Raw genomic sequence first — 23,438 nt, 5'->3', positions numbered from 1 at the left:
AAATCAAAGGTAATCTCGATGAACTTGAGGCCAAATTAAAAGCGCTGCCTTTACACGATTACTTACCGACCTTGCTGGAATTGGAGTTACAGGAAATGTTGGTTATAAGTTAGACGTTAATGGTACCGGTAATTTTAGCTCTTATTTAAAATTAGCAAATGCTTGGAACTCTGGAGCTTTATCTGCTAACTCTTTTTATGTTCAAAATGCTACAGATGGTTTTGCAATGGGTGTAGGAACTGGAATATCTAGTTGGTTTAGTTGGGATAATAGTGCGGGGCAAAAAAGAGCTATAGATGTATACAATAATGGTAGTAATATATTAGTAGGTGCTGGTGGTCAAAATGTTCAAATTATCGGAACTACAGCTCCACTAGCTCCATTAAGTGTAGATAACAATGCTATACGAATGGGTAGAGATTGGGCTATTGCAAATAGAGCTAATATTAGACTTGATTCAAATGGGCCTTCAAATCCAGCTGATATATTATATGGACATACGGCTGCTGCTGATCAAGGTTCTTGGACAGGTGTTTATTGGGCTTTGAGTTCAAGGGGTTCTAGTGCTAGTAATAGATTTTATTATAAATGTTGCAAAAGCTTGAGCACCTGATCCACCACCATCTGCTTCTTGTATTACTAAATAACCTCTATTATCAGTAAATCCTGCATCATCAAATGTTGCTAAATATGCTGCAGCTTTTGGTATGAATATAAATACTTATGATGTTTTAGAAGCTGCAGGAACAAAATGGAATTTCTTACCTTTTAAACCAGGACTAGTAGGAGGGCATTGTATAGGTGTAGATCCTTATTACCTTGCTCAAAAAGCACAAGAACTAGGATATCATCCAGAGATTATTCTTGCAGGTAGACGCCTTAATGATAGTATGGGGGCTTATGTCGCCTCAGAAGTAGTGAAGTTAATGCTGCAAAATGATATTAAGGTAAACGGAGCCCATGTATTGGTATTAGGGATTACCTTTAAAGAAAATTGTCCTGATGTACGTAACACCAAAGTAGTAGACGTTATCAGAGATTTGAAAGAGTATGGTGTTGAGGTTACGATTTTTGATCCTTGGGTACACCCAGAAGAAGTAAAACAAGAGTATGGACTTGAAGCCATTACAACAGCGCCAGATGTAACATTTGATGCGATTGTACACGCTGTCGCACATACAGCATTTTCTACTTTGGATCTCACAACATTCAAAAAAGAAAATGCCATTATTTATGATGTAAAAGGCGTATTAAAAACAGACGTAAACGGTAAGTTATAATGAAGATACTGGTAACAGGAGGCGCTGGTTTTATAGGCTCGCACGTTGTGCGACGGCTGGTGACTATGTATCCAGAATATCATATTTACAATTTAGATGCGTTAACATACGCTGGAAATTTAGAAAATCTAGCAGATATAGATACCGCTCCTAATTATACGTTCTTAAAAGCAGATATTACTGATGCTGCACACATTCATGAACTTTTTGAATCGTATAGATTTGATAAAGTGATTCACCTAGCTGCAGAGTCCCACGTAGATCGCTCTATAGAAGATCCATTGGCTTTTGTAAAGACAAATGTGATGGGCACGATGAATTTGTTGAGTGCCTGTAAATTTACGTGGAAAAAAGAAGCTACCGATCATCTATTTTATCATATCAGTACCGATGAGGTATATGGTTCCTTAGGCGAAGACGGGCTGTTTACAGAAGACAGCGCTTACCACCCTAATTCTCCGTATGCCGCATCCAAAGCAAGTGCTGACCACTTTGTGAGAGCTTATGGAGAAACGTATGGTTTGCCCTTTATTATCTCCAACTGTTCCAATAATTACGGACCCCATCATTTTCCTGAAAAACTGATTCCGTTATTTATTAATAATATATTGGAAATGAAACCATTGCCTGTTTATGGTGATGGTCAATATACCAGAGACTGGCTATATGTGATTGATCATGCGATTGCGATAGATACGATCTTACACAAGGGTCGTATCGGGGAGACCTACAATATTGGCGGTTTTAATGAGTGGACCAATATTGACCTCATTCATTTGTTATGTGAAATGATGGATGATACGCTTTCGCGAAAGCGTGGTACCTCTGCATCCCTGATTACATTTATAAAAGATCGTCCAGGGCATGATAAACGCTACGCGATTGATGCATCAAAAATCAACAAAGAACTAGGATGGAAGCCCTCAGTTACCTTTGAACAAGGATTGAAAGCAACGGTAGCTTGGTATCTAAATAATAAAACGTGGTTAGAACATGTGACTTCTGGTGACTACCAAGCGTACTATAAAAAAATGTATCAATCATGAAAGGAATCGTTCTAGCCGGAGGCGCAGGCACTCGTTTATATCCCCTTACTATCGCGGTGAGTAAGCAGTTATTACCTGTATACGATAAACCCATGATTTACTATCCTATTTCGGTATTGATGTTGGCTGGAATACGAGAAATATTAATTATTACTACTCCTGAAGATCAGCATTTGTTTAAAAAGCTTTTAGGAGACGGAAAAACTTTTGGTTGTGAACTTCAATACGAAGTCCAACATGAACCCAATGGTCTAGCTGAAGCCTTTATTATAGGAGAAAAATTTATAGGAAAAGATAAAGTGGCGCTCATCCTGGGCGATAATATATTTTATGGGAATGGTCTTAGCAAGTTATTGCAGAGCAAGACAGACATCAATGGCGGTGCTATTTTTGCGTATCCTGTAAGAGATCCAGAACGATTTGGAGTTGTCACGTTTGATGAAAATCATAAAGCAACCAGCATTGTAGAAAAACCTAAAAACCCAGCATCTAATTATGCAGTTCCAGGATTGTATTTTTACGATAATGTGGTTATTGAGATCGCAAAATCAATTGCCCCTTCTGCAAGAGGAGAAAAAGAAATAACCGCAATCAATCAAGCGTATCTTTCAAAAGGAACATTGGATGTTGTGGTCATGAGCCGAGGGATGTCTTGGTTTGATACAGGAACCGTAGATGCTCTTGATGATGCTACAGAGTTTATTCGTGTTTTGCAGCGAAATCAAAGTACCATGATAAGTTGTCTTGAGGAGATTGCCTATAAAATGTCATGGATTAGCTACGAAGCTCTTAAGGAAAGTGCGCATCGCTATGGAAAAGGTAATTATGCCAGTTATATTAAGACTTTATAAATGCAAATTAAAACGACTTCCTTTAAAGATTTGATTATTTGTAACCCATCTGTTTATAAAGATGAACGAGGGTATTTTTATGAATCTTATAAGGAATCTCTCTTTCAAGAGAAAACAGGACTGTCTCCTCAATTTGTACAAGACAATCAATCACAATCTACCTATGGTGTATTAAGAGGATTACACTTTCAGATAGGAGAAATGGCACAAGCAAAACTAGTGCGTGTGATAGAGGGAGAAGTACTAGATGTTGTCGTCGATTTACGAAAAGAAGAACCTACGTTTGGACAATCGTTCTCCATCATACTTTCTGCAGAAAATAAGACACAGTTATTTATTCCGAGAGGATTTGCACACGGTTTTTTAGTCTTAAGTCAGAGGGCGACTTTCTTTTATAAATGTGATAATTACTATCATAAAGAGAGTGAACTAGGATTAAAATTTGACGATCCCCAATTAGGGATTGACTGGCAATTAGATCCTACAGCGTTGATATTATCTGAAAAAGATCAAAATAATCCAGATTTTGAGACGCTAAAGCAATTACTTTAAAACAATGGGTCTCACAAAGCCACATAAAAGACTTCTAATTACTGGTGCCGATGGTCAGTTAGGTTGTGCATTGCGAGAAGAAAGTGTTCAGTTTTCAAATTATGAGTTTGTATTCGCTACCAAAAAAATGCTGGATATTACTTCTAAAGCGTCCATTCAGAATGTAATTGAAGCCCACAAGCCAGATATCATCATAAACACCGCAGCTTACACTGCTGTAGATGCCGCCGAAAAAGATTCTGATGCGGCTTATGCACTTAATCAAGAAGCGGTGCGTTTACTCGCTGAGGTATGTGATCAAAATGCTATAGCGCTTATTCATATTTCTACAGATTATGTTTTTGATGGAATGGCAAGTATTGCGTATACAGAGGAGGTTGTACCTAATCCGCAAACGGTGTATGGAAAATCAAAACTAGCTGGAGAACAAGCGATTCAGGCTTTAGATACGTTGACATACGCGATTATACGAACTTCTTGGTTATATAGTGCGTATGGGCATAATTTTTATAAAACGATGATTCGTTTAGGTAAAGAGAGAGAAACGGTTTCAGTTGTTGACGATCAGTATGGGATTCCTACGTTGGCGAATGATTTGGCAAAAGCTATTCTGCAACTGGTTACTACTTTAGGGTATGCGCATAGGGGCATTTATCATTATAGCAATAGTGGGAAGGCGACTTGGTACGCTTTCGCGAAAGCGATCTTTGAATCCCTAGAAATGGAAACAAAAGTACTTCCTGTTTCCTCTGAAGCGTTCCCTACTGTCGCAACTCGTCCTAAAAATAGTATATTGAACTGTACAAAAATTGTTGACACTTTTGGAGTATCTAGGCCTTTATGGAACGAGGCACTTCAACACATCATATAAAATTTTATATGTTATTTAACTCCATAGATTTTGCGCTTTTCTTACCGATCGTATTTCTGATCTATTGGGGTATTGTTCAAAAATCTATTAGCGTTCAAAATGTGTTTATCATACTTGCGAGTTATACATTTTATGGCTGGTGGGATTGGCGTTTTTTATTTCTTATTCTGACCAGTACATTAGTCGATTACTTTGTAGGACTCGGACTTAAAAAACAGGAGTCACAAAAGAGGCGTAAAGCATTGTTAGGATTGAGTATTGCTACAAATATTGGAATTTTAGTTTTCTTTAAATATTATAATTTCTTCCTTGATAATTTTGTGAATGCATTTTCTCTTTTTGGCAAAGAGATTTCGGTGACTAGTTTGCAAATTATACTACCTGTAGGTATTAGTTTTTACACATTCCAGACGCTATCATATAGTATAGATGTGTATAAAAGAAAGATAGCGCCTACCACCGATTTTTTTGCTTTTACCGCCTTTGTCTGTTTCTTCCCACAATTGGTAGCGGGTCCAATAGAAAGAGCGAAGCATTTGTTACCACAGTTTCAAAAGAAGCGGTATTTTAAATATGAAGATGCAGTAGATGGTCTGAAGCAAATTCTTTGGGGATTATTCAAAAAAATGGTCATAGCCGATACTTGTGGTCGGTATGCAGATCTGGCTTTTACACATACAGCAGATTATAATAGTAGTTCTTTAGTTCTAGGAGTTTTGTTCTTTTCTTTTCAGATTTATGCAGATTTTTCTGGGTATTCAGATATTGCTATTGGTGTTGCTAAGTTATTTGGTTTTGATTTGAAACAGAATTTTAGAAACCCTTATTTTTCAAGTTCTGTAATTGAGTTTTGGAGGAGATGGCATATATCGCTTTCAACGTGGTTTAGAGATTATGTATATATTCCATTAGGCGGCAGTAATGTGTCAACCATAGGTTTTGTGCGTAATATCCTTTTGGTTTTTATTGTTAGTGGTTTCTGGCATGGGGCTTCTTGGACATTTGTTATATGGGGGTTTTTACATGCAGTTCTCTATTTAGTCACTTACTTTCTAAGGCAGAGAAATAAGAAGAAATTTAGTAGCGAGCATACGTATCAAGTACTGTATGTATGTAAGATCTTTTTTACTTTTTTATTGGTGTCATTTGCATGGATATTTTTTAGAGCCAATAGTATACAGCATGCTTTTTTATACATCCATAATTTATTTTCTACATCTATGAATAGCTTTCCTAATTTTATAAGCAAAGGAAATCTATTGGTTCTGCTGTTTTTTTTGATTTTATTACTTTTTATAGAATGGAAGGGAAGAGAAGATCATCATGCTATTAAAAAGTTATTCCAAAAGCGTCATAGATTGTTACGTTGGTCTTTTTATTCATTGTTGATTTTCTTTATAGGGATGTTTGCAAATACAGATGAGGTGCCGTTTATTTATTTTCAATTTTAAGTATGAAGCGTTTTATTAAACACATAGTAGCTTTTATTCCTTTTGCACTGATTTTCTATTGTATAGGGATTTGTGTGTTTGGACAATTGATGCCTTCTTATTTAAAACCAAACCTAAAATCGAGTAGAGATAGTGGTGGATTTACACTCACAAGACTTCAGGAAGTTAAAACTGTTTCAGATATAGATATTTTATTTGTGGGGAGTTCTCATACATATCACGGATTTGACACACGTATTTTTAAAGAAGCAGGTCTTACTACATTTAACTTAGGAACGAGTGCGCAAACTCCACTACAAACAAAGTTTTTGTTGGAACGTTATCTTGACAATGTACGTCCTAAAGAAATTATTTTTCAAGTGTCTCCATTCATTTTTGCCATTAAAGGGGTAGCATCTACTGTTGACATACTTTCTAATGATATTGTGGATGCTTCATCAGTAAGATTGGCGTTAAAAGTAAATGACATCAATGTTTATAATGCTTTGATCTATGCAGCATTTGAAGATATTACTAGAAAAAAAATAACGTTTAAAGAAAAGCCTACCCTTGGGAAATTTACGTATATCTCTGGTGGTTATGTAGAGACGAATACTACAAGTTATCAGAGTAATCAACCAATCATCACAGATTTTGAATTTAATACCATACAATTAGAAGCATTTGCCGATATGATTGCATTGGTAGAAAATAGGGAGATTAGGTATCATTTGGTATATGTACCAATTACAAAACCATTGTATACTTCTATTTCTAAACATACAGATTTTGAATCGATAATGAGTACGTATGGTAGCTACTATAATTTTAATAAGACGATGTCTCTTGACACTATTTATTTTTATGATAGGCACCATCTTAATAAAAAAGGAGTTACAGTTTTTAATGATAAAGTAATAGAGAAATTATCTTTATCCAAATGAAATAGAGATTTATAGATTAAACGTATAGACTATAAAATACAATGCTTTATAATTTAAAAAAATAAAATTTTTTTAAATTATAATATGAGTATATTCGATGGTTAGAAACATAAAATTACATTGAAAAAAATAATCAAATTATTAATTCTTCTCATACGAAACTCTCCTTTGTTCAATGTAAAAGGGCTTAGAAGTTTTAAATGGTTTTTATATAGAACCTATCATAACTCCCCAGAGTTGTATGTAGGGGAGAAGGTAATTCTATCGATAGCACATATAAATAAAGAAGCCTCTTTTATCTGTAAAGGAGAGGTAAATATTGGAGCAGATACGTATATTGATTATTCAGGAGGTATTACTTTAGGAGACAAAATTGCTATTTCTGAGGGCGTTAAGATTTTTACACATAATCATAAAATTCATGATGGGTTTAAAAACTGGAAAGAAAACCCTATTGTGTTTTCATCACTAGATATAGAAGATTTTGTTTGGATAGGCGCTGGCGCTATTATATTACCAACTGTTACTCATATAGCAGAAGGATCTATCATTGGGGCAGGTGCTGTACTTACAAAAAATACAGAACCTTATGGTGTTTACACAGGAAATCCTGCTCAAAAAACAACAACTAGAAGGATTAATAGCTAATGAAAAAGAGGATTGATCTACTAGCTTCATTTGGTATTTACGGGATAGGATTATTATCATTTCTTATTATTGAAATTTTAATTATCAAGAAGTATAGTATTACTAGTATTTCTAACTGGGCTTTTTATAAATCTACTATTATCTTAATAGGTTCATTTACGCTTCTAGGTTATGATCAGGTTTTATTACGAGATCCTAGATTGATTAAAATTCACTTTAAAAAGTTTGTTAAAAGAGCATTGATGGTATCAGTGTGCAGTACAGTAGTTATTTTTTTTATTAAGGATTATTATTGGGAAGAAACACTCTTAGTTTTTTTAGGGATTATTTTCTATAGTTTTATAAATTACAACGCTGCTGCGGCAAGAGCCAATAACCAATTATGGAGATCTCAGTTTTCAAAAAATTTTTGGAAATGTTTTATTTTACTTCTTTTATTAGGAAATTTTATTGAAGATATATTTTTATACTTCGTAATCGCTTTTGCGATCACGTTGTTATTTTCTTTTTTCTTTAATAAATATGAATTAGAAGATTTTAGCAAAGTCCACAAAGATATTTCTGTTTCTGAAGCCGAAGGACTTTCTAGGGCATTTTTAATTACGTCTCTCACACTGTTATTTGCTGTTTATGGAGAGCAATTTGTCATTAATCTTTATGGCGACGAAGTAGCTTCTGCACATCTTTTCAAGTATTTTGCGGTGGTTACTCCAATAGCTTTAAGTTTAAATGGCTTTTTAGGATTTTATCTAGGTCCTAAAATTATACGAAATCCAAACTCAGAATCTTTTATAAGTTATAAATCACTATTTACTAAAGTATTTCTTTTTTCTGTTGGAAACACGTTAGTCTCAACAGGAGTAGGAATATTATTTTTATTTTATTATTTAGAAATAGATTTTAAAGACTTTGATTTTTTCTTAATCGGTACGTTATCTTGTATAAGTTTTATAAGATGTATATATGTTACAAATTCTGTATATCTAGGAATATATGCTAATAAATCAGAATTATTCGGGATAGCCAAATACTTTGGAGTATTTACAATACTATATTTGATTGCTGTAGTGATTGCTTTATTTTTATTTTCAGGTATATTTACAGCACAAATTATTTCGATTTTATCTTTGATGAATTGGGTATCGAGATTTGTTGTTTCTAATGTTTATATAAAACGTATTTTAAAGAATAAAACTGTTGTCTGATACTATACTAAAATCAAATGTTATTATTGTAGCGCCATTGTCTTCATTGTCACTGAGAACAAGACTTTACAAATTAGCACTTCTTTTACATAAAATTCAGTGTCCTAAAATTACACACGTAGGTTGGGAACGTCTTTTAGGCGAACAAGAAGAGCATAGAATTGATTTTAATATTGATAAAAAAATCCTTCTTAAAGGAGGTGGCTATGGGAGTGGTAGAAAATACTTGTATCTACTATGGGTAATAAAAGTATTCTTTTATAGTTTTACAATAAAACGTAACGAAATTGTTTGGGCTTTAGGATTTGAAAGTGCCTTTCCATTGTTATTAGCAAGTAAAATTAAAGGATTTACGCTGTGTTTTGATGATGCAGATCGTTTTTCTATGCTAATTAAAAATAGCTATTTAAGAAGATGTATAAAAGTTCTTGAAGTCTTTACCTCTCGTCGTGTCTATAAACACGTTATCCCATCTTTTGAACGTTATAATTTTAAGTCGAACACATTTTATCTAGTAACAAATGTTCCTAGTGAAGACGTCCTTCAAGAGGCAAGACGGATATATGATCAAAAAGATTGGAAAGACTTTGCACTTACCATAAATATAAATGGTTGGTTGTCAAAAAGTAGAGGTATAGCTATTGCTTTACAAGTATGTGATCGCTTAAAAAATCATGATATTGGTTTTATTATGGCAGGTAAGCTAGATTGTGAAGAAGCTATATTATTATCCCAAAGAGACAATGTTCAGTATTTAGGAGAGGTTTCTAACGAGGAAGCTTTAGCTTCCTATTACGCCTCAGATTTAGTATTTACATATTATGATCCTATATCGGAAATTAATCGACATGCGGCTTCAAATAAGTGGGGAGACGCCTTGAAAACAGGTATAGGTATTCTTGTCAATAAAGAAGTTATAAGTGCACAAAAACTTATAGACCAAGAAGTTGCTATTGGCCTAGCTTATGATGATATTGAAGGACTTTTGATTGAGATTAAAGCCTTATCTGCTAATAAGAATAGACTTGAAGCCATAAAGAAAAAGGCTTTAAATTTGGGGAAAGACGTTCCTTATTTTAATGCTAATATTAGAAAAATATTTACTTCAAGTTAGTTTTTAGTTTAAGTATTTGCAATATAATTTTATAACTAATTGATTAAAAGATAATTATATTGTCTTAGAGTCGTGTGTAAAAATTAGTTAATCAAACGGAAACATTCTATATTTGCACCCCTCTTAGTATACCTAAAAAGTAACCTGTTTTGATCAAGTTAAAAAAAGTTCTCATAGTATTTGGTACAAGACCAGAAGCCATAAAAATGGCTCCTCTCGTAAAAGCATTTCAAAAATCTTCTAACATATTTGAAACTAAAGTATGTGTAACAGCTCAGCATAGAGAAATGCTGGATCAAGTACTTGATTTTTTTGATATTACACCAGACTTCGATCTGAATTTAATGAAACCTGGTCAGAATCTTTATACCTTAACAGCAGATATTATTACGGGTATGAAACCCGTATTAGAATCTTTCAATCCCGACTACGTCTTTGTTCATGGAGACACATCAACCACAATGGCGACTAGTATTGCGGGGTTTTATAATCAGTCTAAAGTATGTCATATAGAAGCAGGACTTCGAACTAATGATAAATGGTCTCCTTTTCCTGAAGAAATAAACAGGCAGGTTACGGGTAGAATAGCAGATTTTCATTTTGCGCCAACCATTACTTCTCAAAGTAATTTATTAAAAGAAAATATACCTTCTAGTCAGATTGTTGTGACAGGAAATACGGTAATAGATGCCCTACTTGATAGTGTAGATAAAGTAAATACCGACCCTAGTGATCTTGTAAGAGAGCTGGATATCGCTATAGGAGAAAAAGAAGTACTTCTAGTAACAGGACATCGTAGAGAAAATCATGGAGATGGTTTTGTGCGAATTTGTGAAGCATTAAAAGAGATTGCATTACAAAAACCAGATCATCTTATTATTTATCCAGTACACCTTAATCCTAAAGTACAAGAACCTGTAAAACGTATTCTAAAAGATGTAAGTAACATTATGCTTATAGATCCGCTGGCATATCAAGATTTTATCTGGCTTATGAATAAGTCAAAGCTGATTATTACAGATAGTGGAGGAGTACAAGAAGAAGCTCCTAGTCTAGGAAAACCTGTACTAGTTATGAGAGATACCACAGAGCGTCCCGAAGCTGTAGAAGCAGGAACTGTAATTCTTGTAGGTACCGATAAAGATTTAATTCTATCAGAAACCTTAGACCTACTAAATAATCCAGATCGTTTTACAGAAATGAGTAAACTACACAATCCTTATGGAGACGGTAAAGCTTGTGAACGTATCGTTGAATTTATAAAAAATCAAAAATAATTACATGCAACCAGAAGTAGTCATGATAGGTCTAGGATATATAGGCCTTCCAACAGCAGCTTTAATTGCTTCAAACGGAGTAAGTGTGCACGGCGTAGATATTAACCCTAGCGTTGTAGAGACGATCAATAGAGGTGAAATACATATTGTTGAACCTGAACTTGATCAAGCTGTCGCGAAAGCAGTAAAAGGAGGATTTTTAAAAGCCGACGTAAAAGCTGTTGAAGCAAACCATTATTTAATCGTAGTTCCAACACCATTTAAAGATAAAAATGAACCAGATATCTCTTTTGTACAAGCAGCTACCAAAGGTATCTTACCATTGCTTAAAAAGGGAGATTTATATATTATAGAATCTACATCACCCGTAGGTACTACTGAAAAAATGATGGATCTTATTTACTCAGAACGACCTGAGTTGAAAGGCACATTATACATCGCATATTGCCCAGAACGTGTTTTGCCTGGAAATGTGATGCATGAGTTAGTACACAATGACCGTGTGATAGGAGGCGTAAATGAGGCTAGCACAGAAAAAGCAATTGCTTTTTATAGTAAGTATGTAAAAGGAGAATTACACCCTACCAATGCAAGAACTGCAGAAATGTGTAAACTCGTAGAAAACTCATCTAGAGACGTACAAATTGCTTTTGCAAATGAGTTATCACTTATCTGTGCAAAAGCAAATATCAACGTATGGGATTTGATTAGCCTTGCAAATAAACACCCTCGTGTAAATATCTTACAACCTGGTTGTGGAGTAGGTGGTCACTGCATTGCTGTTGACCCTTATTTTATTGTGGCAGATTTTCCTTTAGAATCGCAAATTATAGGTAAAGCAAGAGAGATTAATAATTACAAATCTTTCTGGTGTGCAGAGCAAGTTAAGAATGTAAAGCTTCAGTTTCAATTAGACCACGGAAGAAAGCCAAAGATTGCTATTATGGGATTAGCCTTCAAACCGAACATTGATGATTTAAGAGAGTCTCCTGCAAAGTACATTGCTCAAAAGGTTTTACAAGACGCAAACGATGAAGAGTTTTATATTGTAGAGCCAAATATAGAAGAGCACAAAGTATTTAAATTGACTCAATATGAGGACGCTTTCGCGAAAGCGGATATCGTAGTATACCTTGTCGCACATAATGAGTTTAAAATATTACCGAAAGATTCTGATAAGATTATTTTGGATTTTTGTGGGGTACACAGATAATAATTTAATTTACTAAAAATTTAAGCCACTTATATATGATTGTTAAGCAAATATGCTGTATTGGTGCTGGATACGTAGGAGGACCTACCATGTCTGTCTTTGCTGATAAATGCCCTGATATTAAAGTTAAAGTTGTAGATGTCAACACAAATAGAATAGAGCAATGGAATGATGAAGATGTTTCTAAACTTCCTATTTATGAGCCAGGTTTATCATCTATAGTAAGTAGAACTCGAAATAAAAACTTATTTTTCTCTACAGACGTTAAAAAAGCGATCCAAGAATCAGACATTATTTTTATCTCAGTAAATACGCCTACCAAACAATACGGAGTAGGTAAAGATATGGCTGCAGATTTAAAATATGTTGAAATATGTGCGAGAGAAATCGGAAAATATGCCAATAGTGATAAAATTATCGTTGAAAAATCGACACTTCCTGTTCGTACCGCCGAAGCCATAAAAGATATTTTAGAAAACTCACAAAGTGAGTTTTCTTTTGAAATTTTATCAAATCCAGAATTTCTAGCTGAAGGAACAGCTATTGATGATTTGATTTCACCTGATAGAGTATTGATAGGTGGAGACTATCATACTGAAAGTGGTAAAAAAGCGATCCAAGCTCTTAAAAATTTATACTTGAATTGGGTAGATGAGGATAAGATCATGGTATCTAATATCTGGTCATCAGAATTGTCTAAGTTGGTCGCAAATGCTTTTTTAGCGCAGCGAGTTTCATCTATTAATACGATTTCGGAACTATGTGAAGTGACTGAGGCTGATGTAAAAGAAGTTTCTAAAGCAATAGGGATGGATTCTAGAATAGGATCTAAATTTCTAAATGCCTCTATAGGTTTTGGAGGTTCTTGCTTCCAAAAAGACATTCTTAACTTAGTTTACATCGCAAATTCTTATAACTTACCTGAGGTTGCAGAATATTGGAATCAAGTTATTCATATAAATAATCATCAGAGAAGACGGTTTGCCAATAAAATAATCTCTCGTTTATACAATACAGTTTCAGACAAGAAAATTACATTACTAGGTTGGGCATTTAAAAAAGATACAAATGATAGTAGAGAATCTTCTTCTATTTATGTAGCAGATCATCTTTTAAATGAACAAGCCTTGATTTCTACGTTTGACCCAAAAGTGTCAGAAGAACAAATATATGCTGATATAGATGCTGTTAATAGTAGAACTGAAATTGAAAACAGAACTTTGCTCACAGTATATAAAGATCCGTATGAAGCGTGTAAAGATGCTCATGCCATTGCTATCATGACAGAATGGGAAGAGTTTAAATTATATGATTGGCAACGTATATACGATGCTATGTCAAAACCTGCTTTTATATTTGATGGCAGAGCCATATTAAATAATGAAGATTTAATACGTATTGGTTTTAAAATATATACCATAGGTAAGTAAAATCATCATCTATAAATATTTAAGTCATTGGAATTAAAGAAAAAATTTGCCAGAAACATTGGTTCTGGTTCATTAGCAAAGATCGCTCAATCACTGATAGGTTTCCTATTAATCACGTATGTGATTAAATCTGTAGGAATCGAGAAGTGGGGGATATTGACACTTTCTGTGTCTGTGATATCATTGCTTTCTATAATTCAAGCGGGTATTTCTGGAGGAACCAGTAAGCGTTTGTCTGACTATTTTTATAGTGATGACTTTGAGAATTTCAATAAATATTATAGTGGAACATTATTAGTCATCTATTTTTTAGTGATTTTAATAGCGGCTATTCTATTACTATACGCTTATTTTTTCTTGCCTTCATTTGTAGATGAAGATGTAATTACTTTAAAGTATGTTTTCTATTTGACAACAATATCTACGCTGCTTCAGATTTTTAAATTACCATTTATAGCAACTCTACAAGCCCTTAATAGAGTAGACATTATTGCCAATATAATGACATTGGGCTTTGTTTTTAGAACACTGCTGGTACTGACGTTGTTTCTCTTATATAAAACTATAGTGATGTATAGTTTTATTTTAGTATTAGAATTTGGTCTTCACGTATTTTTGACGCGTTACTATACTAAAAAACATACGGGAGATTTTCTTAAAATTAATTTTAAAGAAATTGAAATATCTTATTTGTTAGAAATTTTCAGATTTAATATTTATAATTTTTTGAATAGTTTAAATTATGTATTTTTTGTTCAATTACCTTCACTAATTGTTGCAAGTAGATATGGTCTTACCTTTTCTGGATACTATGGATTAGGGGTTCAACTCAATAATCTTTTTAGAGGATTCTTAAATATTTTGTCCAACGCTATGAGACCTGTTTTTAATATATTAAAAACAAAAAATAAGATTGAAGAGCTTAAAAAGTATTTTAATTTAAGTAATAAACTATTTTTTATTGTCGGTGTAGGGGTTGTAGTTCTATCTAGTATTTTTATAGAAGATATATTGATAATTTGGCTTGGGGAAGAAGTAAATAAAGATTTGGTTGACTTTATTCAATACTTTTTAATATTTACAGCAATCGGTATTTTATTTATACCAAGCGCCCTATTAATTATTACCTTTGAAAAACTTAAATTCACTACGTTTCTAGGCCTTTTTTTAAGCGGATTGTGTGGATGTATATTGTATTTCTTTGATAGTCCTATCAGTCATTATGTTTTTGTTCCACTAGTGATTACTGTTTTGTTTTTAATATATAATTTAAATAGGATGGTTATAATTTTTAAATTATTAGAAATGACCTTTTATAATAATTTAAGATTATTTACTTATACAGTACTTACCGCAGGAAGTATACTAGCTTATAAGCTAAATTTTAATATTGGCTACGATTATATATTCTTAATTTTGATATATTCCTTATCTAGTTTATTCTTACTGAAGAAAGAAGATTATCATATACTTAAATCGTTATTTAAAAAATAAAATATGAAAATGCTCTACGCAAACTTTACAGACAGTTCAACAAATTACGGTAATCATATTATAGAACATGCGACGCAACAATTTCTTGAAAATTATTTCAAAGAAAACAATAACAAGGTAGATTTTGAACATTTCGACTCATTTTCAGATTCCATTCCAACAGATACACAATCAGACTTATTAATTCCTGGATGCACCATGCTTACTCCTGGTCAAAATAAAGCGTTAGATCATCTTGATAAGATAAAAGGGAATTCATACTGCTTAGCAGGTTCTTTATGGTACCCAAAGAAAAGTAAAGATTTTATTGTGAGAACGAGGATTATTAGTATAGGCAAAGATCCTTCTCCAGATTTTAGTATTGTGAATAAATTAAGTGGTATCATAGGAAGCAGAGACCGTTTTACTTTTGAAATATTGAAGAAGAATGGATTGAATACCTTATATACGGGTTGCCCAACATTGTTTTTAGATACTAAAAATGTGCATGAAGGTGATTATGTGTTATTTTCTTTTGGAAGGGTTAATTTCCATAAACAAGTTTACTATGCAAATAAAATAGCTAAGAACCATAAAGTTATAGGAATTGTCCACGAGAAGGGAAGAAAAGAAATGGTTAAAGCTGCAGGGTGGAAACTTCCAATAGTATCATATAATGGTGATATGGAGTTGTATTTATCCTATTTTAAGAATGCTAAATATGTAGTTACGGGTCGTTTACACGGTGTATTACCTGCTTTGGCTTATGGGAAAAAATCTTTTTATTTTGGAACAAATGATACTAGACTCTCCATTTTAGATGATTTAGGAATTATAATAAACACATATTCAGATATCCCTAATTTCGAAAAAAGATCACAATTACTCGAAAATAAACAGGTATTAAGTTATTTTAAAAATAATATGACATTAGTTGCTGATAGCATCTTTAAAAAATAATAGTCATAATGATAAAATGAACAAAACTAAAACGCAATTTTTACCTTTGGTATCTATTCAAATATTAAATTGGAATAGAGCATCAGAAACTCAAGAAGCTATTGAAAGTGCTTATAATCAGTCCTACTCTAATTTTGAAGTAATTTTAATTGACAATGGTTCAACCGACAACTCTGTAGAACTTTCAAGAAAAAACTTCCCTAATTTAAAAATAGTAGAATTAGATAAGAATTATGGATGTCCTGGTGGTAGGAACTTAGGAATTGACTATTGCAAAGGAGATTATATTTTCTTCTTAGATAATGATGGTGTACTTCATAAAGAAGCTGTAGAAAATGCTATAAATAACTTTAAACTAAATGAAAAATTAGGAATCGTAACAGGTACTATATACGATTTTGTTGAAAGAGACGAAATTAATGCAACTTGTGATATTGAAGACCCTCAAAAGTATTATACAAATAATTTTCAAGGAGGTATCTGTGTCCATAAAAAAGAAATATACGATAAGACTGGATTATATCCTTCTCACTTTATGTATGGAGCGGAAGAAAAATTCCTTACTTATAAACTATTTGAAGCTAATTATGATCTTATTAAAGACACAAGTGTAATTCTTTGGCATAAGAAGAGTAGTGTGGCAAGAAATAATTATAAAGAACAAACACATTCATATTTCAATAAATTATATGTAGCAGTAACGCTATATCCACTATTGCAAATGATATTTTTTGTTTTACTATATACTCCATTGTATATGTATTATTCCTACAAAAATGGTTTCTTTAAATACTTTGTAAAGGGATATATTAAAGACTTTACGAATACTTTAAGAATGGGTTCGAAACATAGAAATCCTATTTCTACTGAGACCTACAAGCGTATCAAAAATTTTAAACCTATTTCAATAAACGAGAATCTATAATGCTTAATTTATTTATTTTATTACATTTTATATTTACTGTGAGAATGTATCACAGGGAAAATATTTTTGGGATAAAATCTGTGTATGCATTCAGTTTCTTGATATTTATCTTCACTTCTCATATATATAATACTTTTTTATTTTCAGAATATAATGCAACTTGGGGATTACATATCTCTCTTTTTGTTACAACTATTTTAGTCAATAAAATAAAGTCAAACAATATAAAAATTGAAAACCTTTTTAGGTTACCATTTTCAACTAAATCATTGCGTAAGATATTGATTATTATGTGCGTAACTTGTGGAGTAATACTTGTATTTGCGTTAGCAGGTCTAGGACACTTTTTTCGCTTTCCTACCATAGGATTTTTTAGTTGCTCGGTATTCTTCACAAGTTTCCTTTTTATAAATAGAGAACAGTATAAAAAATTATATGTAAACTATCTACTACTTACTTTGGCTATTGTTATCTTATTTGTGGGTGCTTTATGGTCAGGTTTTGGAAGACTTCTTTTACTTCAATTTTTGACGATTAGTCTTTTTTTTACTTCTTTTATTTTTACTAAAAGGATGAAATTAATTAAGCTATTAGTCATTTTTGCCGTCCCAATTCTCATAGGATTTGGTGGATCACTCAGAAAAGAAGTTTCTATTACGGAGGCTATAGAGACTGGTGACGGTGCTGGAAGTGCTTTTTCTCCACTATTCGATACAGAAAGAATTTATAGAGACTTAAAGAATGGCTCAATAGAATCAGTAAACGGAGAATCGTATGTTGCAGCAGTACTTTTTTATGTACCTCGTTCTGTTTGGACTTCTAAACCAGTTGGTTTTGGTAATCAAATGGTCAAATGGTACTTTTCATCATCGTATGTTATAGACACCGGGTTTAGTTTAGCTGGATTATATGTAGCAGAAGCAATAGGTAACTTTTCATATATAGGTTTTCTTTTAGGTCCCTTATTGATGTATATTATATTATTTTGGATCAATAAATTTTATGGTAGAAACTATGAAAATTACAATTATCGCACTGTTTTTAACGCACTCATTGCATTAGCCTTTATGGCAGCGATACCTGACTTTATATGGGGAGGTTTACAACCATTTTTAGTGAGAGCATCCGTATCTGCTCTATTTATATTTTTATTATATCACTTTCTCAGAATTACAAATTCTTTTAAATCCTAATTAGTGGTCTGTTTTATATTAAATATTGCTTCATTTTACAGAAAAGGAATCTTTAAAGCTATTGATGAAAATTTAAATGCACACTTTTATTTTGGTGATCATGTAAAAACTCCTATTAAAACATTAGATGTTAGTGTAATAAATGGATTTCAAAAAGTACTTAAAAATCAATATGTCTTTAAAGAATTTTATTATCAGAAAGGAGTATTTTCTTGTTTAAAGAAAGAATATAAATATTATATAATGACAGGAAATCCTTATGCTATTTCTAATTGGATAGTACTTGTATATTGTAAATTATATAAAAAAAAATCTTACCTATGGTCACATGGCTGGTATGGGAAAGAGAATAGATTGAAAGTTTTTATAAAGACAATTTACTTTAAGCTGGCAACAGGGATTTTTTTATATGGAGATTATGCAAAAGAATTAATGATAGAAAAAGGATTTAAAGAAGAAACATTAATTCCTATATATAATTCATTAGATTACAAAAAGCAATTAAATATTAGAAAGCGCTTGGAACCTTCTAATATTATACAGAATATATTTTCTAATCAATATCCAACAATTATTTATGTTGGTAGAATACAAAAGTTTAAAAAATTAGATTATATACTAGAATCAATGCTATTATTACAAAAAGAAGGGTTTTATTGTAATTTATTACTAGTTGGAAATGAATTGGATGATTATTTACACGATCGTAAAGAAATAGAAGAATTAAAGGGTAATGTCCATTTTTATGGACCCTGTTTTGACGAAAATACATTAGGTGAACTTATATATAATTCAGATTGTTGTGCTTCTCCTGGAGAAATAGGATTAACAGGAATACACTCATTAATGTTTGGGTGTCCAGTTATAAGTCATAATGATTTTCCAAATCAAATGCCTGAATTTGAAGTTATCCAAGATGGTATAAATGGATCTTTTTTTATAAAAGATAATATTATCGATTTAACTTCTAAATTAAAATTTTGGCTGAGTAAAGAAAATCAAAGAGATTTAGTAAGAGAAAATTGCTACAAAAGAATTGATTCAGTATATAATCCTGATAATCAAATACGTATTATAAAGGAAACGTTAGACTTATAAAATACATTATAAAGTGAATATGTTGCAAGAGAAAAATATATTGGTAAATGCTAGTGCAGCAAAGACGGGAGGTGCAGAAACAATTATAAGAACCTTTGTCCAAGAAGCTAGCTTATCTTCTGATATAAATTTTATTATACTAACACCTCTAAAATTTGAAAACGTACCCAATCATATACAATTAATAGATTATTATACTTCGGGTTTGAATACCATATTTTTTTCCACACTAGGAATTATAAAGTTTATAAAAAAATATAAACCCAATAAAATATTAAGTTTCTCTAACATAAATTATATTTTAGCTCCTTCAAAAGGAATCACTTACTTTCACCAGTTCAAAGCTTTAGAAGATGGGCATAGTGATATTAAGATTAAAATATATAGGCTGCTTATCAATTTTTTTTTAAGAAAAAATATATTCATTCTACAGTCTGAATATATAAAATCAATATTCCAATCAAAATTTAAGATAAACCCAGAACAAGCAATATCAGTATGGCCTGGTTTTTTAGTGCCTCAGCCATCAAAAGATATGATACTCTTAAATACCATTAAGGAAGGAAAAGATCTTTATAAAGGATTAATGCCTATAGCTTACAATGCAAGTCACAAGAATATAAGCCTCATACGTAATCTAGAAAACTTCCTTGAAGAAAAATCTATTAGAATCCATTCATTATTACCTAAAGAAGATCTAGATATTAATAGAATTGTTCATCATGGAGCTATCGATAGAAGTGAATTATTTGCCTTGTATGCTGTTGTTGATTTTTTAATATTTCCTTCAAAATCTGAAACCGTAGGATTACCTATTTTTGAATTTTTAGAAACAGGCAAACCTACGTTTGTTTATGCAGCAGATTATGCAATTCATTTTTATAAGCAATTTAACGAACCTGAAAACTTAATTTTATTTAAAGATGAAGAAGATTTGAAAAGATTGTTTTTACAAAAAATAGATTTAATTACACCTAAAAAAAACTATTCAGATGGTGAATGGTATAAGATATTAGAATCATTATGAAACAAATTATCCAGTCCTTTAAAACAGGAGCAACCATATTAGAAGAAGTTCCTGCGCCACAAGTAAAAAACGGTCAGGTACTTATACGCACAACTAAGAGTCTAGTTTCGTTAGGTACTGAACGTATGCTCGTAGAGTTTGGAAAATCTAATCTAATTTCAAAAGCGAGACAACAACCAGATAAAGTAAAACAAGTATTAGATAAGATCAAAACAGAAGGCTTAATGCCTACACTAGAAGCCGTTTTTAATAAATTAGGCGAACCATTACCATTAGGCTACTGTAATGTTGGCGTGGTAGAAGCTGTAGGACAAGGTGTTTCAGAATTTAAAGTAGGAGATAGAGTCGCTTCTAATGGCTCTCATGCTGAATTTGTATCTGTTCCTAAAAATCTTGTCGCTTTAATTCCAGAAGGTGTTTCTGATGAAGAAGCTTCCTTTACTGTTATAGGTAGTATAGGATTGCAAGGCATTCGTTTATGTAATCCTACCATTGGAGAAACCATTGTTGTCACTGGAATGGGGCTTATTGGGCTCATGACAGCACAGTTATTACGTGCCAACGGATGTAAAGTGATTGGGATAGATTTTGATCAATCTAAACTCGATATGGCTAAGCAGTGGGGTATTGAAACTATTAATCCAGGAAAAGGAGACGATCCTGTAAAATCAGTATTAGAACTCACAGATAATATAGGAGCTGACGGTGTCATCATTACTGCCTCTACAAAGACAAATGATGTGATAGCGCAAGCAGCTCAGATGTCTCGTAAACGTGGAAGAATCATCCTTGTAGGAGTGATAGGATTAGATATAAGTAGAGCCGACTTTTATGAAAAAGAATTGACCTTTCAAGTCTCTTGTTCTTATGGGCCAGGACGTTATGATGATAATTACGAATCCAAAGGACAAGACTATCCTTTATCATTTGTACGATGGACAGAACAACGTAATTTTCAGACCATTCTTAATGCCATCCAAGCTTCTGATATTGATGTAAAACCATTAATTACCGAGGTGGTAGAACTAGAAGATTACCTTAAAATATATGGAGAGATAGGAAGTTCAAAATCTATAGCATCTATCCTTAATTATAAAGATGCTGATTATTCTAATAATGTAGTTGTCAATGAAACACGTAAAAGTGAGTCAACCTCTAATGGCTTAGCTATTGTAGGAGCAGGAAATTTTACAAAAATGACCATGCTTCCTGCGCTTAAAAAGACTAATGCGAATATATCTCATATCATAAGCTCAGGAGGAGTTTCTGGTACAGCACTCGCAAAGAAATTTGATATTTCTAATAGTGCCACAGATTATGAAGCTGTTTTAAAAGAAAAAACAGTAAACACCATTGCTATTACAACGAGACATAACCTTCACGCTCCAATGGTTATTAAATCATTAGAAGCCAATAAAAATGTATTTGTAGAAAAACCATTAGCGCTCAACTCAGAAGAGTTAGAAGCAATTACAGAGGCATATCATAAGACAAACAGTACATTAACTGTAGGGTTTAACAGACGTTTTTCTCCGTATGCCGTAAAAATGAAATCTTTATTAGGAAATTCAAACACACCTATCCATGTGATTGCTACGATGAATGCAGGTATGATTCCTGCAAATGTTTGGGTTCATGACCTAAAAGTAGGAGGAGGACGTATTATAGGAGAAGCCTGTCACTTTATTGATTTGATAAGCTACTTTACAGGAAGTAAAGTAATCTCAGTTTGTATGAATGCTATGGGAAAAGCACCAGAAGAAAATACAGACAATGCGACACTTTTATTGAAGTATGCAAACGGTTCTAATGGAGTCATTAACTATTTTGCAAATGGTAGTAAAACCTACTCAAAAGAACGTGTAGAAGTCTATTCTCAAGAACGTACGCTTATACTTGACAACTGGCGTAATCTAAAAGGATATGGTTTTAAAGGATTCTCAAAAATGAAATCTAAAATGGATAAAGGGCATAAGAGCCAGTTCGAGCTTTTAGTAAAGCAAATCAATAGTGGAGGAGAAGCACTAATTCCTTTTGATGAGTTAGTAAACGCCACCAAAGCTTCTTTTGCAGCCATAGAAAGTCTTAAAAAAGCCGCTTGGGTCGATGTTGAATAAAATCAAAAACACCTTTAATCTACTTAAAAATATGGGGATGCGATATGTTGCCTTCAGAGTGCAATATATGGTATCCTCAAAACTAGGTTTTCATAAAAATAAATTTCCTGCGAATCCCTCTACTAAATCATTTATTAGTTTATCCTCTTGGAGAAATAATACACCTGTATTTTTTTTTGACGGAAAGAATAATATTCCAGTTCCCAAAAAAGAAAGTGAAGCATTGTCATTACGCTTTCGCGAAAGCGAAAAAGGAATTTACATTTTTTTTAGTAGTGAAAAAATAGATTTAGGAACAGCGTATAACTGGATTACAAACCCAGATACAGGCTATAGATATGATATCACAAAGCATTGGTCAGAGATACAAGACCTATCTTCTGAAGCTGGTGACATTAAGTACGTTTGGGAAAAAGCTCGTTTCTCATATCTTTATGACATTATAAGGCACGATTATCATAATGATAGCGATCAAGCAGCCTTTGTGTTTTCTGAAATAGAAGATTTTATAGAACAAAACCCAATCAACTTAGGACCTAATTATAAATGCAGTCAAGAGATCAGCCTACGGATACTTAACTGGACATTTGCTCTCTATTATTATAAGAATTCTGAGTTTTTAACTTCGGAGCGTTTTGATACTATTGTGAATAGTATTTATTGGCAGTTACACCATGTATATCATAATATTAATTTTTCTAGAATAGCCGTGCGTAACAACCACGCAATTACAGAAACGTTGATGCTATATCTATCTGGCTTACTATTTCCTTTTATTCCAGAG

At 32.6% G+C, this 23,438-nt stretch carries 20 protein-coding genes and 2 pseudogenes; all 22 read left to right on the top strand.

Annotation, left to right across the window (positions count from 1 at the left end; all coding sequences use genetic code 11):
• Positions 1-226: 226 nt before the first annotated feature.
• Positions 227-613, top strand: coding sequence for a hypothetical protein (locus Q0505_RS18225; protein WP_299215954.1), 387 nt, complete (start codon positions 227-229; stop codon positions 611-613).
• A gap of 94 nt (positions 614-707) precedes the next feature.
• Positions 708-1,280 (top strand): annotated as a pseudogene (locus Q0505_RS18220) (UDP binding domain-containing protein); the annotation flags it as partial.
• Positions 1,280-2,326 carry a dTDP-glucose 4,6-dehydratase gene (gene rfbB, locus Q0505_RS18215; RefSeq protein WP_299215952.1) on the top strand — a complete coding sequence of 349 codons (1,047 nt, stop codon included), beginning with the start codon at positions 1,280-1,282 and terminating at the stop codon, positions 2,324-2,326. The pseudogene Q0505_RS18220 and the gene rfbB, both read left to right, overlap by 1 nt.
• On the top strand, positions 2,323-3,177 hold the full coding sequence (gene rfbA / locus Q0505_RS18210) for a glucose-1-phosphate thymidylyltransferase RfbA (RefSeq protein WP_299215950.1): 855 nt from the start codon (positions 2,323-2,325) through the stop codon (positions 3,175-3,177). Before rfbB ends, rfbA begins: the two co-directional genes overlap by 4 nt.
• Positions 3,178-3,729: a dTDP-4-dehydrorhamnose 3,5-epimerase gene (gene rfbC, locus Q0505_RS18205; RefSeq protein WP_299215948.1), complete on the top strand. Its 552-nt coding sequence runs from the start codon at positions 3,178-3,180 to the stop codon at positions 3,727-3,729.
• 4 nt (positions 3,730-3,733) lie between these two features.
• Complete coding sequence (gene rfbD, locus Q0505_RS18200) at positions 3,734-4,600, top strand: dTDP-4-dehydrorhamnose reductase (RefSeq protein WP_299215946.1); 867 nt, start codon at positions 3,734-3,736, stop codon at positions 4,598-4,600.
• Positions 4,601-4,608: 8 nt separating this feature from the next.
• The gene (locus Q0505_RS18195) at positions 4,609-6,051 is read left to right on the top strand and encodes an MBOAT family O-acyltransferase (RefSeq protein ID WP_299215943.1); all 1,443 of its coding nucleotides are present in this window, start codon (positions 4,609-4,611) and stop codon (positions 6,049-6,051) included.
• A gap of 2 nt (positions 6,052-6,053) precedes the next feature.
• Positions 6,054-6,974 (top strand): hypothetical protein, encoded by a 921-nt coding sequence (locus Q0505_RS18190; RefSeq protein ID WP_299215940.1) that lies wholly within the window; start codon positions 6,054-6,056, stop codon positions 6,972-6,974.
• Between the two features lie 120 nt (positions 6,975-7,094).
• A complete protein-coding gene (locus Q0505_RS18185; RefSeq protein ID WP_299215937.1) occupies positions 7,095-7,622 on the top strand; it encodes an acyltransferase in 528 nt (175 codons plus the stop codon).
• Entirely contained in the window at positions 7,622-8,827 is a 1,206-nt protein-coding gene (locus Q0505_RS18180) for a hypothetical protein (RefSeq protein WP_299215934.1), read from the top strand. Before Q0505_RS18185 ends, Q0505_RS18180 begins: the two co-directional genes overlap by 1 nt.
• Positions 8,820-9,941 carry a hypothetical protein gene (locus tag Q0505_RS18175; protein ID WP_299215932.1) on the top strand — a complete coding sequence of 374 codons (1,122 nt, stop codon included), beginning with the start codon at positions 8,820-8,822 and terminating at the stop codon, positions 9,939-9,941. The genes Q0505_RS18180 and Q0505_RS18175 overlap by 8 nt, the downstream gene beginning before the upstream one ends.
• Positions 9,942-10,090: 149 nt before the next feature.
• A complete protein-coding gene (wecB, locus tag Q0505_RS18170; protein ID WP_299215929.1) occupies positions 10,091-11,218 on the top strand; it encodes a UDP-N-acetylglucosamine 2-epimerase (non-hydrolyzing) in 1,128 nt (375 codons plus the stop codon).
• Positions 11,219-11,222: 4 nt separating this feature from the next.
• On the top strand, positions 11,223-12,431 hold the full coding sequence (gene wecC, locus Q0505_RS18165) for a UDP-N-acetyl-D-mannosamine dehydrogenase (RefSeq protein WP_299215926.1): 1,209 nt from the start codon (positions 11,223-11,225) through the stop codon (positions 12,429-12,431).
• Positions 12,432-12,466: 35 nt separating this feature from the next.
• Positions 12,467-13,861 (top strand): nucleotide sugar dehydrogenase, encoded by a 1,395-nt coding sequence (locus Q0505_RS18160; protein ID WP_299215923.1) that lies wholly within the window; start codon positions 12,467-12,469, stop codon positions 13,859-13,861.
• A gap of 27 nt (positions 13,862-13,888) precedes the next feature.
• Positions 13,889-15,355: an oligosaccharide flippase family protein gene (locus Q0505_RS18155; protein ID WP_299215920.1), complete on the top strand. Its 1,467-nt coding sequence runs from the start codon at positions 13,889-13,891 to the stop codon at positions 15,353-15,355.
• A 3-nt stretch (positions 15,356-15,358) separates the two neighbouring features.
• A complete protein-coding gene (locus Q0505_RS18150; protein WP_299215916.1) occupies positions 15,359-16,294 on the top strand; it encodes a polysaccharide pyruvyl transferase family protein in 936 nt (311 codons plus the stop codon).
• Between the two features lie 16 nt (positions 16,295-16,310).
• Positions 16,311-17,219 (top strand): glycosyltransferase, encoded by a 909-nt coding sequence (locus Q0505_RS18145; RefSeq protein WP_299215913.1) that lies wholly within the window; start codon positions 16,311-16,313, stop codon positions 17,217-17,219.
• Positions 17,220-17,791: 572 nt separating this feature from the next.
• Positions 17,792-18,412 carry a hypothetical protein gene (locus Q0505_RS18140; RefSeq protein ID WP_299215910.1) on the top strand — a complete coding sequence of 207 codons (621 nt, stop codon included), beginning with the start codon at positions 17,792-17,794 and terminating at the stop codon, positions 18,410-18,412.
• Positions 18,413-18,415: 3 nt separating this feature from the next.
• Complete coding sequence (locus Q0505_RS18135) at positions 18,416-19,510, top strand: glycosyltransferase family 4 protein (RefSeq protein ID WP_299215908.1); 1,095 nt, start codon at positions 18,416-18,418, stop codon at positions 19,508-19,510.
• Positions 19,511-19,529: 19 nt separating this feature from the next.
• Complete coding sequence (locus Q0505_RS18130; RefSeq protein WP_299215905.1) at positions 19,530-20,537, top strand: hypothetical protein; 1,008 nt, start codon at positions 19,530-19,532, stop codon at positions 20,535-20,537.
• A complete protein-coding gene (locus Q0505_RS18125) occupies positions 20,534-22,654 on the top strand; it encodes a bi-domain-containing oxidoreductase (protein ID WP_299215902.1) in 2,121 nt (706 codons plus the stop codon). The genes Q0505_RS18130 and Q0505_RS18125 overlap by 4 nt, the downstream gene beginning before the upstream one ends.
• A pseudogene (locus Q0505_RS18120) lies at positions 22,644-23,438 on the top strand (heparinase II/III family protein); the annotation flags it as partial. The gene Q0505_RS18125 and the pseudogene Q0505_RS18120, both read left to right, overlap by 11 nt.

The organism is uncultured Dokdonia sp. (genome assembly GCF_937910895.1).
Taxonomy (GTDB): Bacteria; Bacteroidota; Bacteroidia; order Flavobacteriales; family Flavobacteriaceae; genus Dokdonia.
This window is presented reverse-complemented; position numbering and strand designations above follow the sequence as displayed.